The following is a 24,530-nucleotide window of genomic DNA, read 5'->3' on the forward strand; positions in this document are numbered from 1 at the left end:
GCCCAAACGCCGTCCAGACGGGGCTTGTGGCCCATTCACCCGACGCCTCATCCGTCGCACAGTGTTGCGCTAGCTCAAGGTAAACCCCGAGCCGCTCTAGGACGCGAGAAACAGCCGATACACCGGATTCTGCGTCTCTTCCCAGTTCGGATAGCCGAGCGTGGCGAGAAACTTGTTGAACGCTTCATTCTCGCTGTCCGGCACCTGGATGCCGACCAGAATCGAGCTGTAGTCCGCGCCCTGGTTGCGATAGTGGAACAGGCTGATATTCCAGTTCGGCGCCATCGACGAGAGGAATTTCATCAGCGCGCCCGGACGCTCGGGAAACTCGAAACGGAACAGACGTTCGTCGTGTGCCAACGGCGAGCGCCCGCCGACCATGTAGCGGATGTGCTGCTTGGAGAGTTCATCGAACGTCAGGTCGACCGTGGCGAAGCCGTGCGCTTCAAACGCGCCCGCGATCTGCGCCGACTCGCTGCGATTCCTGATCTGCACGCCCACGAAGATATGGGCGGAGTTCGCATCCGCAATGCGGTAGTTGAATTCAGTGACGCTGCGCGTGCCGACCAGTTCGCAAAAGCGGCGGAAACTGCCACGCTCCTCGGGAATCGTCACGGCGAACACCGCTTCGCGTGCTTCACCGACTTCGGCGCGCTCGGCCACGAAGCGCATGCGGTCGAAGTTCATGTTCGCGCCCGACGTGATCGCAATCAGTGTCTGGTTCTCGATGCCTTCGCGTTCCGCATACTGCTTGGCGCCAGCCACTGCGAGCGAGCCGGCGGGTTCCAGCACACTGCGGGTGTCCTGGAACACGTCCTTGATCGCGGCGCATAGCGCATCGGTATTCACGAGCAGCACGTCGTCGAGATATTCGCTGCACAGGCGGAAGGTTTCTTCACCGACGAGTTTCACCGCCGTGCCGTCCGAGAAGAGACCCACTTCGTTCAGCGTGACCCGCTCACCGGCTTTGAGCGACGCCGCCATCGCGCACGAATCATCGGTCTGCACGCCGATCACCTTGATCTCCGGGCGCACCGATTTCACGTACGCGGCGACGCCCGCCGCCAGTCCACCGCCGCCGATCGGCACGAAGATCGCGTGAATCGGGCCCTGATGCTGGCTGAGAATTTCCATCGCGACGGTGCCCTGGCCAGCGATCACGTACGGATCGTCGAACGGATGTACGAAGGTCAGACCGCGCTCTTCCTGCAGTTTCACTGCGTGTCCGTAGGCGTCGCTATACGATTCGCCGAACTGCACGACTTCGACAGTGGGACCGCCGTGCGCGCGCACCGCATCGACCTTGACCTGCGGAGTCGTCACCGGCACCACGATGATCGCCTTCACGCCCATACGGGCCGCCGACAGCGCCACGCCCTGCGCATGATTGCCCGCCGACGCCGTAATCACCCCACGCTCCAGCGCCTCGGCCGGAATATGCGCCATCTTGTTGTACGCGCCGCGCACCTTGAACGAGAACACCGGCTGGTTGTCCTCGCGCTTCAGATAAACCGGATTGCGCAGACGTGCCGACAGATTCGGCGCGCGTTCGAGTTCGGTCTCGCGGGCCACGTCGTAGACGCGCGCGGTCAGAGTTTTTTTCAGGTAGTCGTGACGAAGCGCGACGCTATCGGCGGCTTCAGCGGCCTGTTTGAGTTGGTGTAACGACAAGGCAAGCTCCTGTGCGGCAAGGACGAATCAGCAAAGAGTTCACCAGGAGGCAGGCTGCAAGCGGATATAAAAAAACCCGCCTCGTGGGGCGGGTTATGTGTCACTGCTATCAGACGCGCGCTAACCCACCATTCGATGAATGATGCTAATAATCAGCGCAATACGGATGTCGAGGCAGTTCATGTGGCCGATCTTCGTTGACTTGGGGCGCTTTGTCAATCCCTGTCGATTGTTATGCGCGCCGCGGCGTGCTCTTTGCGTGGCGGCGAAATGCGCTCGACGACGCGCAAACCACGATCCGGCACGGCGGGCGAACGCCGCGTACTCAGCACACGCTCACGCAGAAACTGGTCGAGCTTGCCGACCGGTTTCACGTCGATGTTCTTCAACTTGCCTAAGCGATTACCACGGGATCCGAAATAAATTTCGAGCGCGTCCAATCCTTCGTCGAGTGAAACATGCATCAGCGTAGTTGGACTCTCTTGCGCTCCACGTCGCGCATGAGTATCAATGCACGCCACTTTGCTTCCTGAAAGCGTTGAGAATGCGCTTTTCGAGCGAATTGTAGTCACCACCGAAGTGATGATCGCCCGAGGTGCGAATCACCTCGACGCCGGTTTTGGTCAGCGCCGGACACAAGGTGTCCTTCTCGTTCTCGCCGTAAAAGCACTGCACGATCGCCGGTGGCACGCGCGTCAATTCCGGCTGGACCTTCAACGCCTTGTCGCTTGCCGGCATGCCGAGCCAGCCGCCCACGCGAATCTGAAAATCGGCGTCCGGCGCGAAGCCGAGCAACGCGATCAGCGACACCTTCGCGCGCAGCGTCTCCGGCAGACGGTTATAGGCGAACGGCATCACGTCCGCGCCGAACGAATAACCGACCAGCGCGATATGCTGCGCGTTCCAGCGCGTGCCGTAGGTTTGCATCACGCGCGCGAGGTCGCGGCTCGTTTGCGCAGGCGGCTTTTCGCTCCAGAAATAGCGCAAGCTGTCCCAGCCGATCACGGAGACGCCGTCTTTCTGCAGCGCCTGGGCGATCGTCTTGTCGAGATCGCGCCAACCGCCGTCGCCGGAAATCACGATCGCCATGAGGCCGTTCGGATGCACGGCCGGCAATTCGATGAGCGGCAGATCGGAGACGTCGTCGTCGCTCGTCGACACCGCCTGCAAATGCGGCGTGATCAACGCGACGAGGCGCGTGCGATCGGCGTTACCCGTGGCAGCCTTTTCGACGAAGCCCGGCACCTTGTCGCGGATAATCGTCGGGTCCGGCGGGCAAGGCTGAAAGCGCGGATCGAGCGTGTGCTCGGCGCCCACCGAGACCGCGCCGGCGATCGTATTGGACGGCGCCTGCTCGAGCACATGCACGGCGAGCGTCGCGCCTTGGCCCGTACCCGCGACGATCGGCGCGAAATAATGGCTCGATTGCGATTGACGTTCGAGTTGATGGCTCAACGCCTCCGCATCGCCCACCAGTTGATGGCAGGCTTCCTTCTTCGCACTTAGATTAGCAGCGTAGCGCGCGGTGTCCACGCCGACGGTCAACGCGCCGGCCTTGGCGAGCGCGTCGGCGCTCTGCTGATCCGCCGCGCTCCAGCCACTCGCTTGCGAGTACAGCACCACGAAGCCGCGCAACGGGCCGGTCGGCTGCGTCACCGTGACGTCGCCATAACGGCCACCGGACACGGTAGTGGTCGCGGCGTGCGCGAGCGCGCCGCCGGTCACGAGGCTCGCCGCCACGGCGAGCTTGAACAACGAATGCAATGTCATGAACGCCGGCCTCCTGCCAGCAATGACAGGTCCGCAAGCGTGAAGAACACGCCCACCGAACCCGACGCCGCGAGATAGCGCGGCTCCCAACGCGGCTGGAACTTGCTCTTGAAAGCACGCAGTCCGCGGAAGTTATAGAAACGGCCGCCGAAACGCCACACGATGCCGGCGAACCGGTGCCAGCGCGAAGCGAGCGGCGTGGGCTGCATGCCGGAGAGCGGCGCGATGCCGAGGCTGAGCGAGCGGAAACCCGCCTGCTTCAGATGCAGCGCCAGTTGCGTGAACAGATATTCCATTGCATACGGCGACGCGCTTTCCACATGACGCATCACGCCGACCGTCGCCTCGGTGTTCATGTCGGTCGTCATGAAGGTGACGAACGCAGCCGGTTCACCGTTCTGGCGTACCAGCATCACCGATTGCGCGGCGAGGTACTCGTCCGTGAAGGCGGCCACCGAGAAGCTCTTTTCGCGCGCGTCGCGGCTGTCGAGCCAGCCGTCTGAAATCTCGCGCAGCGTTGCGAGCGACGCGGGCACGTTCGCCTGATCGATCACTTCGACGGTAAAGCCATCACGCTCGCCGCGCTTGAGCGCATAGCGAAGATGCGCGCGATGCGAGCCCTTCAGGTCGAAATCGTCGAGTACGACATGCGCTTCCTCGCCGAGCTTCATCAGCGTGAGGCCGGCGTCGAGATAAAGCGGCAACGCGTTGGCGCGCACCTGATAGAACGCCGCGCGCCCGCCGTGCGTATGCGCGAGCGCGACGAACTTGCTGATCAGACCGGCCCACTCTTCGCGCGGACCCACCGGATCGTGCAAAGCGGCCCACGTGCGGCCATATTTCGCGTACATCAGGAAAGCCTTGCGCGACTCGGAGAACAGAAAGCTCTTGTCGCCCATCAGTGCGAGACCGGCGTCGCTGCGTTCCTGTGCTCGCACGATGCGCGCCGCGTCGTGCAGATCTTCCGGCGCCGGTTTGACGAAGCGTCCCGGCGCGGGACGCAGCAACTGCCAGAACGAGAACGTCGCGGCGAACAGGCTCGCGGCGAGCGTCGCGCGCAACGCACGCGGCGCGCGTTCGTCGAAGGCGAATTGCCACCACAGGTCGCGCGTGTACGGCACGTCGCGGAAAGCAAACAGCATGACCCACGTGGCGAGCATCAGCACCATCGCAACCGACACCAGCCAGCCGGCCGTAAAGCGCTCCGCGAACAGCGACGAATGACGGTTGAAACGCCGGCGCGTGGACAGCAGCAACACGACCAGCATGCCAAGCACCCCGGCTTCCACGAACGCCAGACCTTTAGTCAGCGACAACGCGAGACTCAGCACCGCCAGCAGAAGCGTCATCCACCACGCGGCGTCCAGCCGCCGCAGCAAACCACGGGCAACGAACAGCAGCGCCACGCCGAGCACGCTGCAGAGCATCTGCGAACTTTCGAGCACCCACAGCGGCAGCACATCGCGCAGCATGTGAATGCGTTGCCAGAACGCGGGCGTCGCGCTGGAAATCACCAGCATGCCGCCGACCACGAACGTGACGAGACTCAGGAACAGCGGCGCGAGCTTCGACGCCGCAGCGGCGTGCTGCAGCGGCAAACGGCTTTTCAGCGCGCGGCCTTCGAAGCCGGCGAGCAGCGCGGCCGAGACGATCAACGGGACACCAAAGTAAATCGTGCGATACGCAAGCAAGGCGGCAACCATCTGATGCGTTTGCACACTGCCGTTCAGCGTGAAGACCATCGCCGCTTCAAACACGCCGACGCCGCCGGGCGTGTGGCCGATCATGCCGAGCAGCATGGCCGCGGCGTAGACCGTGATGAAGGTCACGAAGCTCACATCCGCATGCGGCAGCAATGCCCACAACGCGAGGCCGGCGGCCACCACGTCGAGCACCGCGAGCGCCACTTGCGCGAGCAGGTCGCGGCGCGCGGGAATATCGAACGACAGCCACTTCCAGCGCGTGCGCACCGGGCGCGTTTCGCTGCGGCAGGCGGCGGCCGCCAATCCGAGTACGACGAGCAGCGCCATGCCAATCCAACGCAGCGTGACGGGTTCGAGATGCAGCATCGGCGCGAGCGTGCCAGCTACGCCGACCATGCCGAGCGCCGTCATCAACACCAGTGCGAGCGCGAGCGACACGCTCGTGAACACCGTCATGCGGCCGATCTGCGCGGGCGTGATGCTCGCGACGCCGTAGACGCGCGCACGCACGGCCCCGCCAGTGAGCGCGCCGAAGCCGGTGGCATTGCCGAGTGCCGAGCCGGCGGTCGCACCGATCCACAGCGCCACACGCGGCACGACCGCGCCCAGATAGCGCAAACCGACTGCATCGCGGCCGACCAGCGCCACATAGCTGAGCGCGGTGGCGCCGAGCGCGGCGGTCCACTCACCGGCCGTCAGCTGACGCAATTGACGCATCACCGAGCGATAGTCGACTGCTTGCGAGAGGTGTTGCAAAACGACCAGCAGCAGCGCGCCAATCACGAGCGCGAGCACAGGCGAGAGAAATCCCCTGCTGCCGAGCGTTTTCGATGCACGGTCGAACATCGCGCCCAGCCGGTCGAATTTATAGTTATATCGATGGAACATGGTCAATGCAGGGCCTTGCGTGGAGCTGTCGCGACGGATTGTCCTTCGCGGCGTCGCCGGTTATTGGCGATTACAAATGGATAACGGCACAGGGGTAAAAAGGTTGACAGCGTCAGCCGTATCGAGGGGTTTAACCTGGCCCGCCCATTGAATTTGAATGCACTGCGCGACTTGGCGCAGCCATCCGCGTGCATAAAACGGTCGATATTGCCGATTGGGCCGCGATGAGGCGCGCCGGCTTGTCGACAGGGGGCTGAAGTTTAAACGCTATTTGCGCGCGGCGAATGAAGATTCGACGTGGCGTCGATTGCGCGCGGCATGGCCTATCGCTCGAAGCGTTGAAACGCGGCATCAAGATTTTCTCTTCGCGTGCCGTAATCGAGAGCAATAGCTCAGTGAAACGCGGCGCACTTGCCGGGTGAAATCAGGTACTCGAAGGAGAATGAAGATGGCGGAACAGGATTGGATGATGGCGGGCGTGTATCTGGTCGGGTTGGTGTCGATGGCGCTGTTGATGAGCGCACTGGCCACGCGAGCGACCATGGAGCGCAAGGCCGTAGTGAGGGTGTCGAGCCGCGCCCGCGACTAAACCGAGCCGTAAAGTACGGGCGGTTGCCGTACGAGGTCGGAAACACGAGCGGCGTCACGAATGACGCTCACACGGTGCGAACTGCACGCGTGCCGCCGCTGCAAAGAAGCTTGAATGATGAAACCAGATCGCACAGCGTTCGCTGCACGTGCCAGCGGGCCGCGGTGATATCGCGGCCTGGCGGGCATGAATGACGCAAAAACGACGCTAAACCGTGGCGCCGTGCGCATGACAGACGCGGCGCATGTCTGCGCCCTGCTGTATCGGTCTGCGCGTGTGGCGCGCGGCTTTTGTCTTACTCCGGACGGCGATGCGCTTCCGCGATCACAGCGCAGTTTTGCAGGTGCAGATTCAGTGCATGCAATGCCAAGGCGCGCAGCTTGCCAAAGAAGGTGTTGTTGGCGGCGACGGTAGCGCGGACAGCGGAAGCGTTGGAAGCGGTGTTCATGGCGGGACTCCTGTATAGGGTTTATACCTAGGCAATAACCCGATTATAGCCATCTCCTGCCGCACTGCAACAAATATCAATAAAACCGCAGACTGTTGCGCGACGGTCACAATTACAACGACACGATCTTAAAAAGGGCGGCATCGGCTTGTGCGCTGTTAACAATCCGCACCGTACAGGTGCAATAATGGCCCCTTTGCCCGCGGCCGTTCGCCGCAGCCCGCCGTCATGACCGCCGTCCAGAAAGCTCTGATTGCGCCCCTTATCGTCGCGTGCGCGATGTTCATGGAAAGCGTCGATGCGAACGTGATCGTCACCGCGCTACCGGCCATGGCACGCGACTTCGGGCGCGATCCGGTCACGCTGAAAATCGCGGTAACGAGCTATGTGCTGGGCCTGGGCGTCTTCATTCCCGTGTGCGGGTGGCTCGCCGACCGGTTCGGCGCGCGCACGATCTTCCGCACGGCAATCGGCATCTTCGTGACGGGCTCGCTGCTGTGCGCCGCGTCGAATTCTCTGGCCACCTTCACGCTTGCGCGCTTCGTGCAGGGCGTGGGCGGCGCGATGATGGTGCCGGTCGGGCGGATCATCATCTTTCGCGTGGTGCACAAGTCCGACTTCATCCGCGCGATGAACTATCTGAGCGTCCCGGCGATGCTCGGCCCCGCCGCGGGACCGCTGCTCGGCGGCTTCATCACCACCTATCTGCACTGGCGCCTGATTTTCTTCATCAACGTGCCGATCGGCATTCTCGGCATCTATCTGACCAACAAGCACATCGCCAATACGCGCCAACCGGACCCCGGCCCGCTCGACTGGGTCGGCTTTTTTCTGTCGGCGGCGGGTGCGGTGCTGCTTCTGCTCGGGCTGTCGCTGGTCGGCGGCGAACTGATCTCGAATCGCGACGCGTTCGGCATGTGCGCGTGCGGCGCGGTTCTGCTCGCGGCCTATGTCGCCTACGCGCAGCGCGTCCCGCTACCGCTGCTCGACCTGCGCTTTTTCAAGGTGCCGACGTTCCAGGCGAGCGTGCTCGGGGGTTCGTTGTTTCGGATCGGCCTCGGCGCATTGCCGTTCCTCTTGCCGCTGATGCTGCAGGAAGGCCACGGCATGAGCGCGTTCGAATCCGGCCTGATCACGTGCGCGTCCGCGTTCGGCGGCATGTTCATGCGCACGGTCGCCTCGAGCGTGCTGCACCGCTTCGGGTTCCGTTCGGTGCTGGTAGTCAACGCCGCGTTGTCGGGGCTCTCGATTGCGGCCTGCGGACTATTTTTCCCCGGCACGCCGACCTGGATCATCTGGGTGGTCGTGTTGCTCGGCGGCTTCTTCCCCGCGCTGCAATTCACCAGTCTGAACTCGCTCACTTACGCGGAAATCGCCACTCGCGACGTAGGCCGCGCCACGAGTCTCGGCAGCGTCGTGCAGCAGATGTCGCTCGGCCTCGGCGTGACGATCGGCGGTATCGTGCTGCAGATCTCGCGCGTGCTGCATGGTCATCCGGGCATCACATGGTCGGATTTCTGGCCGGCGTTTCTGGTGGTCGGCCTGTGCTCGTTCGCATCGATTCCGGTCACGCTGCGCATGCCGCACCGCGCGGGCGAGGAAATCTCGCGCGGCGGCCGGGGCTGAGCGATCGCCTCAAGCCTTCTTGCGGATCACGCTCACTTCGCCGTTGCGTTCGAGAATTGCCGCGGCCACGTCGTCCATCGAACGTGAGCCGGTTTTCTGCCGCACGCTTTCGTGCACGTCGGTTCGGGTGATGAGCGCCGCATCCAACTCGCGCGTCTTGAACGCGCCGTTGCTGAACACCTCGCGTTCGACGCCCCCCACCAGCCGCTCCAGCCCGGGCGAGCGCATGCACGCCCACGCCAGCAGCCGATGACACGCTACGATCATGAACGACGCGACCACGGTGGCGATAAACGGCGACGCGCCGGCAATGGCCCGGCTCAACGTCGCGCCTAGCAGTATCACCACCACCGAATCGAACGGCGAGCGTTGTCCGAACGAGCGCCGGCCCGAGATCCGGATCAGCACCAGCGCGATCAGAAATACGACGATCGCGCGCATGGCCATCTGCAGCGGATCGAGCGTTCTGCCTTGACCGAACAGCAGCAAGATCGCGTCCATCATGTCGCCCTCCTTTGACAGCGACAGCGCGCGGCGCCCCCTTACCCGGCGGCCGCCCACGCCGCCAGCGTATCGCCGAAGCCGCCGCGAGCGCGAGCCGCTGCGCGCGCGCTCGTAATCACGCGCGGCGCCGCGCTCCACGCAATGCGCGCGCCGATCGCGATCAACCGGTCGACCAGCGCGACATCCTCGCTGCACTTGAGCGGTGGAAAGCCGCCCGCGCGCCGATAGGCGTCGGCCGACACGCCGAGGTTCGCACCGTGAATGTGACGATGACCGTCGGCATCCACGTAAGTCTTGCGGAAGTATTCGCGCACGCTGTGCGGGTGCGCGGTCCAGTCGTCGACGGCAATCGAGCCGCACACCGCGTCCGCATCCAGTGAAAGCTGCGCGACCAGCCAGCCTGACGAGACGCGGCTGTCGGCGTCGGTGAACGCGAGCCAGCGGGCGCCGTCCGCCAGCAGGAAGTCCGCGCCGGTTGCGCGCGCAATGCCGACATTGCGCGCTTTCAGCGCCAGCGTCTCGACGCCGTAGGCACGCGCGATCGCGCCGGTGAAGTCGTCGCAAGCGTCGAGCACGACCACGATGCGCACTGGTTCGCCCGCCAGGTCCTCATGGCGGGAGGCAGCGATCAAGGCCGCGAGGCAAGGCGCCAGCAACGCCTCTTCGTTATGCGCCGGAACGATCACCCCGATCATAGGAGCCCCTCGCGCTGCGCGACCGACCGTGCGTCGCGCGACCAGACGTCGATCAGCAGATCGGCTTCATCGTGATGCGCGAGACGCGCGAGGCCGCAGCGCGTATCGAACAGCGCATGCGCGGCATCGGCGGATTCGAGCGCTTCGGCGAAGGGACGGCGCCAATGACATGCGAGCAGCGTGCCGTCTGTAGTGAGCGAGGCGGCGATTCGTGAAGCCAGCGTTTCGAGCTCCGCCGAATCGAGGTAATACGCGAATTCGCTGATCACGATCAGATCGAACGGTCCGGCTTCGGTCGGCCACTCGCGCGGCACCGTGCGCTGTTCGACACGGACGTGCGCTGCGCCCGCGACCCGCTCGCGCGCAAGCTGCACCGCGCGTTCGTGCAGATCGGCGGCAAGCAGCGTATCGCAGCGCTTCGCCAACTCGACGGTCAGTTCGCCGTTCGCGCAACCGGGCTCGAACGCGTTCCGGTAACGCGGACGCGGCAGCAACGCGAGCGTGAGCGAGCGCTTGCGGCTCTCGTACCAGCCTTCGCGCAACTTCCACGGATCGTCGCTCTGTTGATAGAGTTCATCGAAGTATGTGACCGGAGAGCTCATGTCAGCGGCCCTCCGTGCATGGCGTCAAAGCGTCCACGGGGCACCTCCGGCATCGTGATCGTCACGACCGTCGCCCTGTCCCGCCGCTGCAACCAGTTCACCGAGCGCGGCCAGATCGCGCTCCGCGTGGCTCTGCCGCAGGAACACCGGCAGATCCGCCAGCGCACGCGCGAAGCGCGCGTTGCGGCACAACGGGCCGGCACCGAGGGTACGCGTCGCGTGATTCATCACGGCGGTCGCGGCGTCTTCGACCACGAGGCGCGCGCGCATCGTCTCGCGTTGCGAGTCAGTCGACGGATTGGCGTCGATGCGCGCGGCGGTCTCGCGCAATACCGCGGCCGCCGCGGCCAATGCCACCTCGACCGCGCCGAGATGGGCAAGCCGATGTGGATCCGCGCGCTGCGTGGACGCGTCGCGCAGCATCCGGCCGATCTGCGCGGCGGCCCCATACCAGCACGCGGCGATACCGGCGCCGCCGTGCCAGAAGCCTGGACGCCGCACATAGGAATGCGCGCCGCCCACCAGCGTCGCCGAAGCCTGGTCGAAGGTCACGTCAGCGCTTGCCGTGGCCTGCATGCCGACCGCTTGCCACTTCGACGTGTCGATCGAGATGGATGGCTGATCCATCGCGACAGCCGCCAGCACCGGCTCATCGTCCAGCCATGCGCTAATCACCGCATGCGTGACGACACCCGCGCCCGAGCACCATGCTTTTGTGCCTACAAGATGAAGGCCTTCGCCATCGCTTCGGATTCCTACTTTGGTCGCTTGCACACGCGCATCGGGCGGCTCGGCGGCCCAGACACCCCACCGGCTTCCCAGAGGCGGCGTGGGCCCATGCAATTCGGCGAGGATCGCAAGTGCATCCGTGTGGCCTTCGAACAGCTTGACGAGTCCGAGATCGCACGCGGCGACTGCTGCGAGGGCGCGCCAGCGCGCGAGCGTCTCGCCGTGACCCGGCAAGGGCACAAAAGGCGCGCGGTCATACCCGTGTTCGACCAATGCGCGCAACACGTCGCCGAGCGCGGCGGGGTCATTGGAATCGAAGCGCGTGTCACGCAGAAAATTTTCAAGCGACCCGGCAGGTTGCGCACCCTTCCGAGCCCTGCTCGCCGCTGTATGGGAATCGCGAGACGCGGTCATGCCGGAACTTTGCGGCGGCCGCGCGTTGACGCCGGCCGCACGATCACGCGTATCGAGCATCGTGCCTCCCTGAAGCTGTTCGATCGAGTGCCGGCGGACTCTCAAGGGCCGCCGCGCACAAAAGACGCTCAGCAAGCGGCGTGCCGCAGGCGCTGAAATGCCTGGACACGTGACACCTTTCTTCGGGAATCAGGAATGCTGATGCAAGCCAGCCATCACACCGCTCTCGTATGAAGGAAGCGCGCGTTGCTCCAACGGCTAGCCGGGGTCGCGCCCGCTGCGCCGCGCTTCCACCTCGGCCAGCAAGGCATCGAACAGCTCGAGTTCCACCGGCTTCACGAGATGCGCATGAAACCCGGCGTCACGGGTGCGCTCGCGATCGCTCGAGTGGCCGAAGCCGGTCATGGCGGCGTACAGGGTGTGGGCGAGTTCGGGCATCGCGCGCAGCGCCGCGATGGTCGCGTAGCCGTCCATCTTCGGCATGGCAAGGTCGATCACAGCGAGGTGGGGCGCAAAGCGCGGCGCGACCTGGACCGCCTGCTCGCCCTCGTAGGCGATGCGCACCTCGTGGCCTTTGAGTTCGAGCAGCATCGCCAGACTGTCGGCCGAATCGCAATTGTCATCGACCAGCAGAATGCGCAGTGGCGCGACTTGGGTGTTCGCCGCGTTCGCCTCATCGCCCGTCGCTTCGGACGGCGCGGCGGCCAGCGGCAGACTCAGCGTAAAGGTACTGCCGCAACCCACCCCTTCGCTGCTCGCGATAATGCTGCCGCCGTGCATCTCGACGAGCGACTTGCACAGCGTGAGGCCGATGCCGAGACCACCCTCGCCGGCATTCTGCCCTTCCTTCTCCTGAGCGAACAGCTCGAAGATCTTGTCGAGCGAGCGCACAGGAATGCCGCAACCGGCATCGCGCACTTCGAGCACGGCCATGTGGTAATCGATACGCGCCACGACGTCGATGGTGCTGCTCACCGGCGAGAACTTTGCCGCGTTGTGCAAAAGGTTTTGCAACACCTGCACGAGACGCGTCATGTCGCCGCGCACGATCACCGGCTCGTCCGGCATATGCTGCACGACCCGCTGCTCGTGCGCATCGGTGAACGGCCGGGCTGCCTCGATCGCGCGCGCCATCACCTCGGCCAGATCCACACGGCCGAGGCGCAACTCGACCTTGTTCGACATGATCCGGCCGACGTCGAGCAGATCGTCGACCAACCGCGTGAGGTGCGTGACCTGGCGATCGATCAGGTCGCGCGAACGCGCCAGCGTGGGACTGACACCGGTTTCGAGTTGCATCACGCCAATCGCATTGCGGACCGGCGCAAGCGGATTGCGCAATTCATGAGCGAGGGTCGCGAGAAACTGCCGCATGCGTTCGCCGGAACGCTCCAGTTCCTCGCGCTGACGCCGCTCGGTCAGATCGCGCGTAACCTTGGCGAAGCCGCGCAGCCGGTTCGACTCGTCATGCATCGCGGTGATCACGACGTTGGCCCAGAAGGTCGTGCCGTCCTTGCGCACGCGCCAGCCTTCGTCCTCGACGTGTCCGATCTGCCGGGCGATTGCCAGTTCGCGCGCGGGCTTGCCTGCCGCCGCTTCCTCAGGCGCGTAGAAAACCGAGAAATGCTGGCCGACGATTTCCTCGCGCGAATAGCCTTTGATGCGCGCAGCGCCGGCATTCCAGCTCACCACGTGGCCTTGCGGATCGAGCATGAAGATCGCATAGTCCTTGACGCAGTCGACCAGCAAGCGGAACCGCTCCTCGCTTTGCCGCAGCGCTTCCAGATACTCGCGTTGCGCGGTCAGATCGCGCGTGATCTTGGCGAAGCCGGTGAGAATGCCCGCGTCGTTGCGGATCGACGTAATCACGACGTTCGACCAGAAGGTCGTGCCGTCCTTGCGGACCCGCCAGCCTTCGTCCTCGAAGCGGCCGGTCAGCGACGCCTGTTGCAGTTCGTAGGCGGGCCAGCCGCGCGCCACCGCTTCATCGGGATAGAAACACGAAAAGTGCCGGCCGATGATCTCGTCCGTGTAGCCCGTCAGCTTCTGTGCCCCGGCATTCCAGCTAACGATCCGCCCGGTCGCGTCGAGCAGGAAGATCGCATAGTCTTCGATCGCCTGCACCAGCGTCCAGTAGTCGACGTCGGCAATCGCACTCGGGCGGGCCGCGGTCGGGGCCTTGGCAGGCTTGCCGTTTTCGCCGGCGGAGGGAACATCAAGCTGTTTCATGGTGGTCCGGAATAAAGGCTACGTCCAAAAGCATACACCGCCAGTCACCGTCCGCTTCGCTTATGGTTTTACCTGAGGCCCACGCGAAAAGTCCGGCGCCGTCTTCCGCGCCGACAAAAGCGCGAGGGCAATCGCCGGGCCCCGCAATTGCTACTCGCTGATCGCACACTCATCAGAAACCAGGAGCCGCAATTGAAACAAGCATTCACCACCCTCGCTCTCGCCGCAGCGCTGGCACTCACCCACAGTGCCGCGCAAGCCGAAGGCTGTACGAAAGGCGCGGTCGTGGGCGGCGTCGCCGGCCACGTTGCGGGTGACCACGGCGTAGCGGGCGCGGCCGCCGGCTGCGCGGTCGGCCATCACGAGGCCAAGAAGAAGGACAAGGAAGCCAGCGCGGCCGCCGCCGCGAGTCAACCCGCCGGGAAATAAGCGGCATGTAGAAAAGAGCCGGTAGCGACCTGTGAAGCACTACCGGCTCAATCAATCAGGAACTCGTTATCTCCGCAACATAGTCATCCGGCAGCGCTGACCTTTTCCGCCAGCTTCGCGTCGTAACTGGAGTGTACGTGCACGCGCTTTTTGTCCGGATAGGCATACGAATATGCACGGCGCAGCGCCAGCGAGGCCTCATGAAAACCCGACAGAATCAGCTTCTGCTTGTTCGGATAGTTGGCGATGTCGCCAACCGCGAAGATGCCGGGCCGCGAGCTCTCGTAGTTCGACGTATCGACATCGACGCGCCCGCCATGAATCGACAATCCCCATTGCGCGATCGGCCCGAGGTCGGCAACGAGTCCGTACAGCGCGACGAGATGCTCGGCCGCGAGTTGTGTCTCGCCCTCGATATGCCGCAACGTGATCGACTTCAATGCATCGCCTTCGACATTGAGCCCCGCAATCGCGCCGACGATAAAGTCCATCTCGCCCGCTTCGACCGCGCGCCGCATCAACTCGACACTCGAATCGGCCGCGCTGAAACCACTGCGCCGATGCACCAGCGTCACCCGGCGCGCGACCTTGCGCAGCGCCAGTGCCCAGTCGAGTGCGGAATCGCCGCCGCCCGCCACGACCACGGTCTTGTCGGCGAAGTCGGCAAGACGCTGCACGCTGTAGTGCACATGGCGCGACTCTAGCGGCACGGCCTCGGCTAGCGCCAGCTTTTGCGGCACGAACGCGCCGTTGCCGGCGGCCAGCAGGATCGCCGCGACATCGAACACGAGGCCGCGATCGGTACGTACGGTCCAGCGCCCGTCGCCGCCCTGCTCGACCGACTCGACCCGTTGTTCGAGATGAATGGACGGATCGAACGGCTTGCATTGGGCCAGCAGGCGCTCCACCAGTTCACGCGCGGTGCACGACGGAATGGCGGGAATATCGTAGATCGGCTTGTCCGGATAGAGCTCGATGCATTGGCCGCCGACCTTGTCGAGCCCGTCGACGATCTGGCAGGACAGGCCGATCACGCCCGCCTCGAAAGCGGCGAAAAGCCCCACGGGGCCGGCGCCGACGATCAGGACGTCGGTGCGGATGGGCGGCGGTTGTTGGTCTGTGGCGGAAGTCATGCGCGATCTCTTCGGATGGGTGGATGGAGGGATAACCCACCATACCGAATCGCCCGATGCGCGGCAACGATGCCATTACCATCGGTAAGGACGCTCGGCGGGCCGCATGCGTTCGCCGTTACCGAGTCGAAGTGGTTACCTGAAAATAGCCAAAATCGGTCATTTTCCAAAGCCAGTCATGCGTCTAATCTTCACTCATCGCATCACGGAATGCGTTCAGCCCAACTCAGGAGTGAATCATGCAACAACGTCTCGACTTCTACAAAGCCAACCCTGCCGCGATCAAGGCCATGATCGGCGTTGAAGAACGCATCGGCAAATCGGCCCTCGAAAAATCGCTGACCGAACTGGTTCGTCTGCGCGCCTCGCAGATCAACGGCTGCGCGTACTGCGTCGACATGCACACCACCGACGCCCGCAAGGGTGGCGAAACCGACCGCCGTCTGGCGACCGTCGTGGTCTGGCGCGAAACGCCGTTCTTCACGGACCGCGAACGCGCCGCGCTCGAATGGACCGAAGCGCTGACGCTGGTGTCGCAAGACCATGTGCCCGACGCGATCTGGGAAGCGGTGCGCCCGCACTTCGGCGATGAGGAACTGGTCGATCTGACGCTGCTGATCTCCGCGATCAATGCATGGAACCGCTTCGCGATTTCGTTCCGCAAGCTGCCTGCCTGAGTGTCACGCGCTCGAAGGCGGTTCAGTTCACTTTAGAAAACCGCCTCGCGCTGCGCCGCATCGCTCGCGACTTTGAAGGCCGCGGTCAAGTCACTCAATTGCCGCGCCTGATCCGCGAGCGAGTTCGCGGTCGCCGCGCTTTCCTCGACCAGCGCCGCATTGTGTTGCGTGACCTCGTCCATCTGCGTGACGGCGAGGCTCACCTGTTTGATGCCCTCGCTCTGCTCTTTCGACGCCGCCGCGATCTCGCCCACGATACGCGCCACGCGCCCGATCGCGGCTTCGATTTCCTGCATCGTATCGCCCGCTTCGTTGACGAGCCCCGCGCCGCTCTCGACGCGCGAGGTCGACTCCGCGATCAGCGCGCCGATCTCCTTCGCGGCCGCCGCCGAACGCTGGGCGAGACTGCGCACCTCGCCCGCCACCACCGCGAAACCGCGCCCTTCCTCGCCGGCGCGCGCCGCTTCGACGGCCGCGTTCAGCGCGAGGATATTGGTCTGAAACGCAATGCCTTCGATCGCGGTAATGATGCCGGTCATTTTCGACGAACCCGCGTGAATCACGCGCATCGTCTCGACCATGCTGCCGACCGACGTGCGCCCGCGCGCGGCCATCTCCGAGGCACGCAACGCCAGTTCGCTCGCGTGATGCGCGTTCTCCGCGTTCAACTGCACGGTGGACGTGAGCTGCTCCATCGCCGCCGCGGTTTCTTCGAGCGATGCCGCCTGTTCCTCGGTGCGTTGCGACAGATCGAGATTGCCGGCGGCGATCTGCTGCGTCGACGACGCGATCGAATGCGAACCGGCCCGCACGGTGGTGACGGTGGCGCCGAGTTTGTCCTGCATCGAGGCGACGCCGCGCAAGAGCGTCGCCATTTCGTCGTTCGAACGAATCGGCACGTGGGTCGTCAATTCGCCGGCGGCGATCGCGTCGAATTGGCGCAACGCGTCGTTCAGCGGCGCCATGATCGCGCGGCGCAACGTGCGCCAACTAATGAACGCGACCGTCAGCCCCAGCAGAATGCTGCCGATGCACGCGTATAGCAGCGTATGAAAAAGCGTGGCCGAGCGCTCGCTCGCGTCGCTCGCCTGCTGGTTCAGATAGTCCTCCAGCGCGCCTTGGCTCGTGTTCATGGCCGTGTACAGACCGATCAGACGGTTCGCACGGCTTTCGTCCATCCAGCTCGCGTCGCCCGTGCGGATCGCCTCGATCAGTTTGTCGATGGCGTCGCGGCGCACGGCGGTGCGCTTCGAGTCGAGGTCGTCGGTGAGGCGCTGCAGTTCGGGCGTCTTCGGCAGATCGCGAAAGCTGGTCCACCACTTGTCCGAATCGCCGAGCAGCATGCGCGCACGCTCGAGCTGCGGATTCAGTTGCGGCGAGTGCGGATTGCTCATCGCCCAATCGAGTCCGAAGCGCGCCCGCGACATGGCGGTGCCCGATTTGCCGAGCGCGACGACCGAGGCGAAATGGATCGTGTAGGCGTCGCGCTGTGCCTCGTTGCTTTCGTTCATGCCGAGAATGCCGAGCACGCCGGTGACGATCAGCAGCACGCCGAGAAACGCGATGGTGATCGCGATCCGTAGATTGATGGTGAGGTTCTTGGTCATCGTGGTTTTTATCGCTCTGGCTGGTTTGGCGCTCTGGCTTATGACGTGCGGCCCCCGCGCACGTGAACGATTAAACGTTCCTTATATGGAACAATGAACCGTATATGGAAAGCATAACGATTCACTCCCTGGCGAAAGAATAAAATTTGGCGGGCGCGGTAAACGCGCAACAGGCCGGGGGCGCGCCTTTTCCGCCAATGGGCGGCGGCGCCCGGCTTGAATAGATTCGATTGACGAACTGCCAAACAACGGCACGTCGCAGTGGATTATTCTGGGATCCTATCTATATGGCACACATCGGATGGATCCTCTATGCCGATGCGCAAGCCGTCGTAGTCAAGTCAACTCGCGGCGCAGATCCCGGCGCCGCACGCCCTGGCCACTATTCCCCGATCCACGACCCGCGCAGATCGCTGTCGTGCAGCAATTGCAGCAGCGTGCCCGCCGGCCGGCTAAGCCGCTTCGCCGCCAGCGCAATGAATTCCACCGACGGCAGCACCGGCAGACTCGCCATGTTCAGCGGCGCCGCAAGGCCGCGCGCCGCCAGATACTGCGGCCGAACCGTAATGCCGAGCCCGCCGCGCGCGGCCGCGATGCAACCGGCGTGGCTGCTGCTCGTGCACACCAACTGCCAGCTGAAGCCCGCCTCGGCGAGCGCGTCGAGCACGACGGCCCGCGTCACGCTCGGCTCGGCGACCAGAATCAGCGGCAACGGCTGGCTCAGATCGACCAGCGTGCCGGCACGCGCCAGCCACTCCAGCCGTCCGGTGAAAAGCGGCACGCCGCGCCGGTCGCCAAGCCGCCGCTTGCCGACCAGCAGATCGATCGCGCCGGCGTCGAGCAACTCATACAGCTTGCCGGTCATGCCGATGGTGATTTCGAGCTCGACATCCGGATGCGCGTCGCGAAACGCCGCCAGCACGGTGGGTAATGGGCCGAGCGCGACATCGTCCGAGGAACCGAGCCGCACGCGGCCTTTCAGACGCGGCGCGCGAAACTGCGATTCGGCCCGCGCGAGCGCCTGCAAAATCACGCTGGCGTGCGCGAGCATGGCTTCGCCGTCCGGCGTCATGGCAAGTGAATGGGTGTCGCGCACGAAGAGGCGCCGGCCCACGCTCTCCTCGAGCCGACGGATGTGTTCGCTGACGCTCGATTGCGTCAGGTCGAGCCGCCGCCCCGCCTCGGTGAAGCTGTGGCAGGCCGCGACGGTCGAAAAGGTCTTGAGCCAGATGGGATTGAGCATGGGGCATTGTCGCGCCGCTTATCGGCAAAGTCGATAACAGTCAGCGTCCCTAGTGGGGTTCCCGATTGACGAGGATGTCAATATGATGACGGAATTGCCCCCACTGAATGCTTAGAGCCGGAGCGGCCGCCCGCCAGTGCCGCCGCTCCGCCGCTCCGTTAAAGATGACCAAGGATTCTTCCCAGACCGCTCTGCTCTGGATCGTCGCTGCCGGCTTTTTCATGCAGTCGCTCGACACGACGATCGTCAACACCGCGCTACCGTCGATTGCGAACAGCCTGCACGTCGCGCCGCTCGCCATGCAGCCGATCGTGGTCGCCTACACGCTGACCATGGCGATGCTCACGCCCGCCTCCGGCTGGCTCGCCGACCGCTTCGGCACGCGGCGCGTCTACTTCGCCGCCATTCTCGTGTTCGTGCTCGGCTCGATCTGCTGCGCGAGCGCCCATACGCTCGGCCAACTGGTGATGGCGCGCGTGCTGCAAGGCGTGGGTGGCTCGATGCTGCTGCCGATCGGGCGGCTCGCCGTCCTGCGTAGCGTTACGGGCGACCAGTATGTCGCGGCGCTCGCGTTCATTTCGGTTGCCGGACAGTTGGGGCCGATCGCCGGGCCGACGCTCGGCGGCTGGTTCGTTCAGGCGATCACGTGGCACTGGATTTTCCTGATCAACGTGCCGATCGGCGCCGTGGGACTGTACGCGGTGCAGCGCTTCTTGCCATCGCATGGCGAAGCAAAGGCGCCGCCGTTCGACTTCGTCGGTTGCGGGCTGCTCTCGCTGTGCATGATCGCGTTCTCGCTCGCCGTCGACGCGCCGGTGCCCACGCATCGCGTGGCATGGTCAGTGGCGCTGTTCGCGCTCGCCGCCGTGAGCGCGCTCGCCTACATTCCGCATGCAAGACGCCGCGTCAATCCGCTTTTCAAGCTGTCGCTCTTTCGCGAGCCGAACTTCAGCGTCGGCCTGATCGGCAACCTGGTGTGCCGCATCGGTTCGAGCGCCGTGCCGTTTCTCGTGCCCTTGCTGCTGCAATTGCAACTGGGCTACTCGCCACTGCATTCGGGCCTGATGATGCTGCCCGCGGCATTGGCCGGCACTGTCGCCAAACGCTGGATCGCGCCGCTCGTGCGCCGCTATGGCTATGACACGTTTCTGCTCGTCAACACGATCATCGTCGGTTCGTCGATCGTTGCGTTCGCACTGATTACGCGCGGCACACCGCTCGTGGTCGAGATCGCGATTCTGGCCGTGTTCGGCGCGGCCAACTCCATGCAGTTCGCGGCGATGAACAGCGTCACGCTCAAAGGCCTCTCGCATGAAGATGCCGGCAGCGGCAACAGCCTCTTTTCGATGGTGCAGATGCTCGCCATCGGGCTGGGTGTATCGATCGGCGGCGGGTTGGTGAATCTCTTCTCGGCGCAAGTGGGATCGGCCGCGCTCGGCTTTCGCCTCGCCTTCGTGTGCGTCGGCGTGATCACGCTGGTGTCGGCGTGGGTGTTTCGCCACCTCGACGAAGCGCCTGCCTCGCGCGCGGTGCACGGGCAAGCGACACAGACCGCCGGCCGCTAATCCCGGCTTTGCCTCGCTTCAGTCCGGCAAGTGGATGCCGGAAAACTCTTTGCACGCTTCGATCAAACGCTCCTGAACGGCAACGTCGCGCACCGCCGGATGCGTCTCGCACGGCTTCATGTGATAGAAGTACGCGCCGCTGACGGTGGCCGCCGGTTCGTCGCTGGCGGCAAGCCATACCTGGGTTTTCGGAGCGGCCCGCAGATCGTCCGGTGCGCCCGGACCACCCATTTTCGTCGCCACCCAGCCCGGCTCCAGCGCGTTCGATAACACCTGAGGCCAACGTCGCGCGATCGCGAACGCCAGCGACGCGTCATGCAGTTTCGAGTCCGAGTACGCCGCCGTACCCCGCCAGGGGCGCTGCTCCCAGGCCAGATCGGCGAGGCTCGCGTCGCCGCTGCGATGCAGGCCCGAACTCAGATAGACGAGCCGCTTCGGCTTCTCGATCAAGGCGGTCAAAACGTACGGCGCGAGCGTATTGACCGCGAACACGTGCGGCAAGCCGTCGACCGTGGCGATCCTGCGCGGCTCCTGATAGCCGACCGCCGCGTTGTGGATCACCGCGTCGAAGCGGCCTAGCCGGTTGACCTGCTCCGCGAGCGCGACCGTGGCCGCGATGCTCGACAGGTCGCCGGCCAGCGCGGCTTCCGCTTGCGGCACGGCGTGCAACGCTTCGTCGGCACGCGCGGCGCTGCGCGCATGCAGCACCACCTGATGGCCGGCATCGACGAGCAGACGCGCGGCCATCTGACCGAGACCGTCAGCGGAACCGGTAATAAAAATACGCGACATGGGGCGTTCTCCGTTATTCAGTTCAAATATGCCCGATGCATGACGAGAATCGCATGTCTTGGTGCTTCGAGCGAACGTCAGCAGATTAACGTCCGCCGCGCGATTGACGCGATAGCCTGGCTGTCATTCCACTCATGACATGACATCATTCGTCCGCCTTGCCTGGCGGCGTTTTCCCGGCGTCGGCACGTGATTTCAAACGGACTTTCGCGTTAGCATGTCACGCATTAATGAATAACAAAGGACTATCACATGCCATTTGACGAGCGCGTGCTGAACGGCATGGGCGTCTTGACGGCGATTGTCGATTGCGGCAGTTTTGCGGCGGCAGGCGTTGCGCTCGACATGTCGCAATCCGGGGTGAGCCGTTCGGTCGCGCGGCTCGAAGCGCGTCTCGGCATCCGGCTCTTTGACCGCACCACGCGCTCGGTTACGCTGACCGACGAAGGCCGGCGCTTCTATGAACAGATCGTGCCGCTGCTGGGTGGGCTCGAAGAAGCCGCGGCCTCCGCCGCAGAGGGCGCGAGCGCCGTACGCGGACGTTTGCGCGTGAACATGGATCCGTTCTTTTCGCGCCTCGTGCTGGGGCCGCGGCTGGGCGGCTTTATCGACAAGCATCCCAACCTGCAGCTCGAACTGATCACCCGCGACCAGATGGGCGATCTGGTCGCCGACGGTTTCGATCTCGCGATCCGTTTCGGCGATCCGCCGGTGTCGACGCTGATCGCTCGCAAGCTGCTGGACACGCGGATTCTCACCGTGGCCGCGCCGCCGTATCTGAAGAAGCATGGACACCCGGTGAATCCGGCCGAGCTCGAAAACGGCAAGCACGTCTGCATCAAGTTTCGCGATCCGCTCACGGGCTACCCGTTCAGTTGGGAATTTCATCGCGGCCGCAAGAAGATGGCGATCACGCCGCACGGCCGTTTAACCGTGAACGACGTGGGCACCTTGCATAGCGTCTGCACGGCGGGCCAGGGCGTCGCGCAGATTCTCTCGCTCGGCGCCGAGTCGTTGATGGCGAGCGGAAAACTCGTCGAGCTATTTCCCGATTGGGGCGACGAGGTTTATCCGCTGTATGCGCTCTATCCTTCGCGGCATCATCCGCCGGCGAAGGTGCGGGCGTTTTACGATTTCATCGTGTCGCTCACGGGCGCCGCGCCGCGCGAACCGGCGGCTTGAGTCCGCGGTCCGCGGTCCGCGACGTCAGCGCGCCGGCGAAAGGCGCTGCGCTGTGTCAGGAAATCGTGTAACGGTTTTGCGGGCCGCCGAGGTACAGGCCGCGCGCGAGCGTGAGGATCTGCTCGCGATGCCGGTCGAACGCGGCGAGCACCGCCGGTTCGTCGGAGCCCACGCTCGGGCTCAGATTCGAAATCACCAAACGGTTGACGGTAAAGGCGATTTCGCGCGCATTGTCGTAGCCCCAGAAATTGACGCAGTGGTGAGACGCGTCGTAGCTGCGGCTGGGATTCGGGAAGTTGAGGGACATTTCGTACTCCCGGGATATAGGGTTCTCCTTCCACGGTGCGCTGAATGGGGGAACGGGTCAAGGGGTTTTTGCAGGCGGGCGGAGCGGGCTCGCCGTTCCCGGGTCACGGCGGGGTTTTTGAGTCCGGATCAGTCAATGATGTGCGAGAGACCGGATCAATACGCGAATCAAGAGCCCAGGTCTGCCGCTTGCTGCAAAGCTCGTGTCATCCAACCAGGAGAGCACCATGAGCCAGACCAAAGAACCCGCCAAGGGCAAGCCGGACGACATCGAACATCCGCAGCCCGCCACGCATAGCGACAACGAAAAGAGCAAGCTGCCTGAACGCGACGATGAAGGACGCGATCAGTCACCCGCGGACCGTCCGGGCAAGAAACCCGGCGAGGGCGAGCCGTCGGTCGGTTGAAATATTAGAAGCCCATCCAGGAGCGGCTTTGCTGCATTTTCGCGGCGAAGCCGCATAAATTTTTCCCTTCCAACGACTTTCATAAGCCAAACATTTCTTCCTAATTTTTACCGATTATTTTTTCTGCATGATGGACTATTTTTCTGCTTGCAGCGACGTGTGCGCCAAGCGGACCAGCTGCCGCCCCTCAACAGATAACAAAGGCGACGCTCATGTCCATCTCCTCGACTCTCACCCACCGTCCCAAGGTCTCCATCTGTCTGCCGACCTGCGATCGTCCCGATCTGATCGCAACGTGCATCGATTCGTGCCTCGCGCAGAGCTACGACGATCTGGAGATCGTGATCGGCGACGACTCGAAGGACGCGCGCACCGAGCAGTTGATCGCGGCCCGTTATGCGCGGGAGCCGCGCGTGCGCTATGCGAAGAATCAGCCGCCGCTCGGCCAGGCGCGCAATGTCGCGAGGCTGTTCCAACGCGCGAGCGGCGACAAGATCCTGCTGATCCACGACGACGACCTGCTCACCACGGACGGCGTCGAAAAGCTCGTGTCGCTATGGACGCTTCACCCGCAACTCGATGCGGCATTCGGCGACCAGTACGAAGCCGATCACAGCGGCGCCATCGACTTCGAAGCGAGCGCGAACCTGAACTCCGCGTTTCGGCGTACGAAAGATGCCGAAGGCCTGCAATCTCTGCCGGGCAGAACCGGCCTGATCCAGATGTTTCCAAACAACGGCTGGATGGCCAACGCCGCACTCGTGAAACGGATCGGCTACAAGGAAGAATACGGCGTGTGCTGCGACTTCGTGTTCGGCACCGAACTCTGTCTCGCCGCGCGCGAGGTGTTCTATCTGCACGACTATGTCTCGGTGTATCGAAAGACGGCCAGCTCGATCTCGCATAGCACGCGCGGCACGGCGGTCGCCGCAACGGTCAGCGCGTATGCGTTCGTCAAGGCGTTGAGGCTGCCGGCGCAGCTCGAGCCGTCGCGCACGCTGGCGTTGCGCCGTCTCGCGCCGATCGTGGTGTCGGTTCATGCGAAGAATCGTCAGGCGCTCACCGGCTTCAAGGTCGCCCTCGCCCATCTGTACGCGTACAACTATGGCCTGAGGGCGCGGCTTTACTACCATCTTCTGTTGCTTGCGCGTGGTGCATTGAGCGCGCGTCAGCAGCCCGTCGCGGCGGCGGTTGCAGCGGTAGCGGCCGCGCCTGTCGTTGCCGCGGATCCGGCCGCCGTGGTGAAGGAACTCGTCTCGGAACTGGTAAGCGATCATTCGGAACAAGTCTGACGTGGCAACGCCGGCGCTGAACGCCGGCA

General features: G+C 64.1%; 23 protein-coding genes. 8 read left to right on the forward strand and 15 right to left on the reverse strand.

The window, feature by feature from the left end:
• Positions 1-96: 96 nt before the first annotated feature.
• The 4 genes from ilvA to mprF form a co-directional block, all read right to left on the reverse strand.
• A complete protein-coding gene (gene ilvA, locus P0D73_RS07085) occupies positions 97-1,671 on the reverse strand; it encodes a threonine ammonia-lyase, biosynthetic (RefSeq protein ID WP_408180734.1) in 1,575 nt (524 codons plus the stop codon).
• Positions 1,672-1,886: 215 nt separating this feature from the next.
• The gene (locus tag P0D73_RS07090) at positions 1,887-2,135 is read right to left on the reverse strand and encodes a hypothetical protein (RefSeq protein ID WP_408180735.1); all 249 of its coding nucleotides are present in this window, start codon (positions 2,133-2,135) and stop codon (positions 1,887-1,889) included.
• Between the two features lie 43 nt (positions 2,136-2,178).
• Positions 2,179-3,441 (reverse strand): virulence factor family protein, encoded by a 1,263-nt coding sequence (locus tag P0D73_RS07095; RefSeq protein WP_408430554.1) that lies wholly within the window; start codon positions 3,439-3,441, stop codon positions 2,179-2,181.
• Positions 3,438-5,990, reverse strand: coding sequence for a bifunctional lysylphosphatidylglycerol flippase/synthetase MprF (mprF, locus tag P0D73_RS07100; protein ID WP_408430832.1), 2,553 nt, complete (start codon positions 5,988-5,990; stop codon positions 3,438-3,440). Before mprF ends, P0D73_RS07095 begins: the two co-directional genes overlap by 4 nt.
• Positions 5,991-6,480: 490 nt before the next feature.
• Here mprF and P0D73_RS07105 point away from each other — a divergent pair, with 490 nt between their 5' ends.
• Positions 6,481-6,621 (forward strand): hypothetical protein, encoded by a 141-nt coding sequence (locus P0D73_RS07105; protein ID WP_165923832.1) that lies wholly within the window; start codon positions 6,481-6,483, stop codon positions 6,619-6,621.
• 295 nt (positions 6,622-6,916) lie between these two features.
• On the opposite strand, the gene P0D73_RS07110 is transcribed toward P0D73_RS07105, so the two are convergent.
• Entirely contained in the window at positions 6,917-7,069 is a 153-nt protein-coding gene (locus P0D73_RS07110; protein WP_165923831.1) for a hypothetical protein, read from the reverse strand.
• A 228-nt stretch (positions 7,070-7,297) separates the two neighbouring features.
• Here P0D73_RS07110 and P0D73_RS07115 point away from each other — a divergent pair, with 228 nt between their 5' ends.
• The gene (locus tag P0D73_RS07115) at positions 7,298-8,695 is read left to right on the forward strand and encodes an MFS transporter (RefSeq protein ID WP_408430556.1); all 1,398 of its coding nucleotides are present in this window, start codon (positions 7,298-7,300) and stop codon (positions 8,693-8,695) included.
• A 9-nt stretch (positions 8,696-8,704) separates the two neighbouring features.
• On the opposite strand, the gene P0D73_RS07120 is transcribed toward P0D73_RS07115, so the two are convergent.
• The 5 genes from P0D73_RS07120 to P0D73_RS07140 form a co-directional block, all read right to left on the reverse strand.
• Positions 8,705-9,199 (reverse strand): DUF421 domain-containing protein, encoded by a 495-nt coding sequence (locus P0D73_RS07120; protein ID WP_408430558.1) that lies wholly within the window; start codon positions 9,197-9,199, stop codon positions 8,705-8,707.
• Between the two features lie 38 nt (positions 9,200-9,237).
• A complete protein-coding gene (locus P0D73_RS07125) occupies positions 9,238-9,894 on the reverse strand; it encodes a glycosyltransferase family 2 protein (RefSeq protein ID WP_408310941.1) in 657 nt (218 codons plus the stop codon).
• Positions 9,891-10,496, reverse strand: coding sequence for a class I SAM-dependent methyltransferase (locus P0D73_RS07130; RefSeq protein WP_408290000.1), 606 nt, complete (start codon positions 10,494-10,496; stop codon positions 9,891-9,893). Before P0D73_RS07130 ends, P0D73_RS07125 begins: the two co-directional genes overlap by 4 nt.
• 24 nt (positions 10,497-10,520) lie before the next feature.
• Positions 10,521-11,699, reverse strand: coding sequence for an acyl-CoA dehydrogenase family protein (locus tag P0D73_RS07135; RefSeq protein WP_408430560.1), 1,179 nt, complete (start codon positions 11,697-11,699; stop codon positions 10,521-10,523).
• Between the two features lie 198 nt (positions 11,700-11,897).
• Positions 11,898-13,868, reverse strand: a complete 1,971-nt coding sequence (locus P0D73_RS07140) for a PAS domain-containing hybrid sensor histidine kinase/response regulator (RefSeq protein ID WP_408290004.1) — start codon at positions 13,866-13,868, stop codon at positions 11,898-11,900.
• A 192-nt stretch (positions 13,869-14,060) separates the two neighbouring features.
• Between P0D73_RS07140 and P0D73_RS07145 the strand changes: the two genes are divergently transcribed.
• Positions 14,061-14,297: a hypothetical protein gene (locus P0D73_RS07145; RefSeq protein WP_408180742.1), complete on the forward strand. Its 237-nt coding sequence runs from the start codon at positions 14,061-14,063 to the stop codon at positions 14,295-14,297.
• Positions 14,298-14,380: 83 nt separating this feature from the next.
• On the opposite strand, the gene P0D73_RS07150 is transcribed toward P0D73_RS07145, so the two are convergent.
• Positions 14,381-15,430: an NAD(P)/FAD-dependent oxidoreductase gene (locus P0D73_RS07150; protein ID WP_408180743.1), complete on the reverse strand. Its 1,050-nt coding sequence runs from the start codon at positions 15,428-15,430 to the stop codon at positions 14,381-14,383.
• A 239-nt stretch (positions 15,431-15,669) separates the two neighbouring features.
• Between P0D73_RS07150 and P0D73_RS07155 the strand changes: the two genes are divergently transcribed.
• A complete protein-coding gene (locus P0D73_RS07155; protein ID WP_408180744.1) occupies positions 15,670-16,107 on the forward strand; it encodes a carboxymuconolactone decarboxylase family protein in 438 nt (145 codons plus the stop codon).
• 32 nt (positions 16,108-16,139) lie between these two features.
• On the opposite strand, the gene P0D73_RS07160 is transcribed toward P0D73_RS07155, so the two are convergent.
• Together P0D73_RS07160 and P0D73_RS07165 are read right to left on the reverse strand one after the other, a co-directional pair.
• Positions 16,140-17,714: a methyl-accepting chemotaxis protein gene (locus P0D73_RS07160; RefSeq protein ID WP_408430562.1), complete on the reverse strand. Its 1,575-nt coding sequence runs from the start codon at positions 17,712-17,714 to the stop codon at positions 16,140-16,142.
• 382 nt (positions 17,715-18,096) lie between these two features.
• On the reverse strand, positions 18,097-18,957 hold the full coding sequence (locus P0D73_RS07165) for a LysR family transcriptional regulator (protein WP_132374250.1): 861 nt from the start codon (positions 18,955-18,957) through the stop codon (positions 18,097-18,099).
• Between the two features lie 164 nt (positions 18,958-19,121).
• Between P0D73_RS07165 and P0D73_RS07170 the strand changes: the two genes are divergently transcribed.
• Positions 19,122-20,522: a DHA2 family efflux MFS transporter permease subunit gene (locus tag P0D73_RS07170; RefSeq protein ID WP_408430565.1), complete on the forward strand. Its 1,401-nt coding sequence runs from the start codon at positions 19,122-19,124 to the stop codon at positions 20,520-20,522.
• 18 nt (positions 20,523-20,540) lie between these two features.
• On the opposite strand, the gene P0D73_RS07175 is transcribed toward P0D73_RS07170, so the two are convergent.
• Positions 20,541-21,314, reverse strand: coding sequence for an SDR family NAD(P)-dependent oxidoreductase (locus P0D73_RS07175; protein ID WP_408430568.1), 774 nt, complete (start codon positions 21,312-21,314; stop codon positions 20,541-20,543).
• A gap of 252 nt (positions 21,315-21,566) precedes the next feature.
• Between P0D73_RS07175 and P0D73_RS07180 the strand changes: the two genes are divergently transcribed.
• Entirely contained in the window at positions 21,567-22,496 is a 930-nt protein-coding gene (locus P0D73_RS07180; protein ID WP_408180748.1) for a LysR family transcriptional regulator, read from the forward strand.
• Positions 22,497-22,551: 55 nt separating this feature from the next.
• Here the strand turns inward: P0D73_RS07180 and P0D73_RS07185 are convergent, their stop codons facing one another.
• Complete coding sequence (locus P0D73_RS07185; RefSeq protein WP_408430572.1) at positions 22,552-22,803, reverse strand: DUF1488 family protein; 252 nt, start codon at positions 22,801-22,803, stop codon at positions 22,552-22,554.
• 226 nt (positions 22,804-23,029) lie between these two features.
• On the opposite strand from P0D73_RS07185, the gene P0D73_RS07190 reads away from it, so the two are divergent.
• Together P0D73_RS07190 and P0D73_RS07195 are read left to right on the forward strand one after the other, a co-directional pair.
• Entirely contained in the window at positions 23,030-23,209 is a 180-nt protein-coding gene (locus P0D73_RS07190; protein ID WP_408180749.1) for a hypothetical protein, read from the forward strand.
• A 212-nt stretch (positions 23,210-23,421) separates the two neighbouring features.
• Positions 23,422-24,501, forward strand: coding sequence for a glycosyltransferase family 2 protein (locus P0D73_RS07195; RefSeq protein WP_408180750.1), 1,080 nt, complete (start codon positions 23,422-23,424; stop codon positions 24,499-24,501).
• Positions 24,502-24,530 lie beyond the last annotated feature (29 nt).

Origin of the sequence: Paraburkholderia sp. RL18-101-BIB-B (genome assembly GCF_046026985.1) — a bacterium.
In the GTDB taxonomy this organism is placed as follows: Bacteria; Pseudomonadota; Gammaproteobacteria; order Burkholderiales; family Burkholderiaceae; genus Paraburkholderia.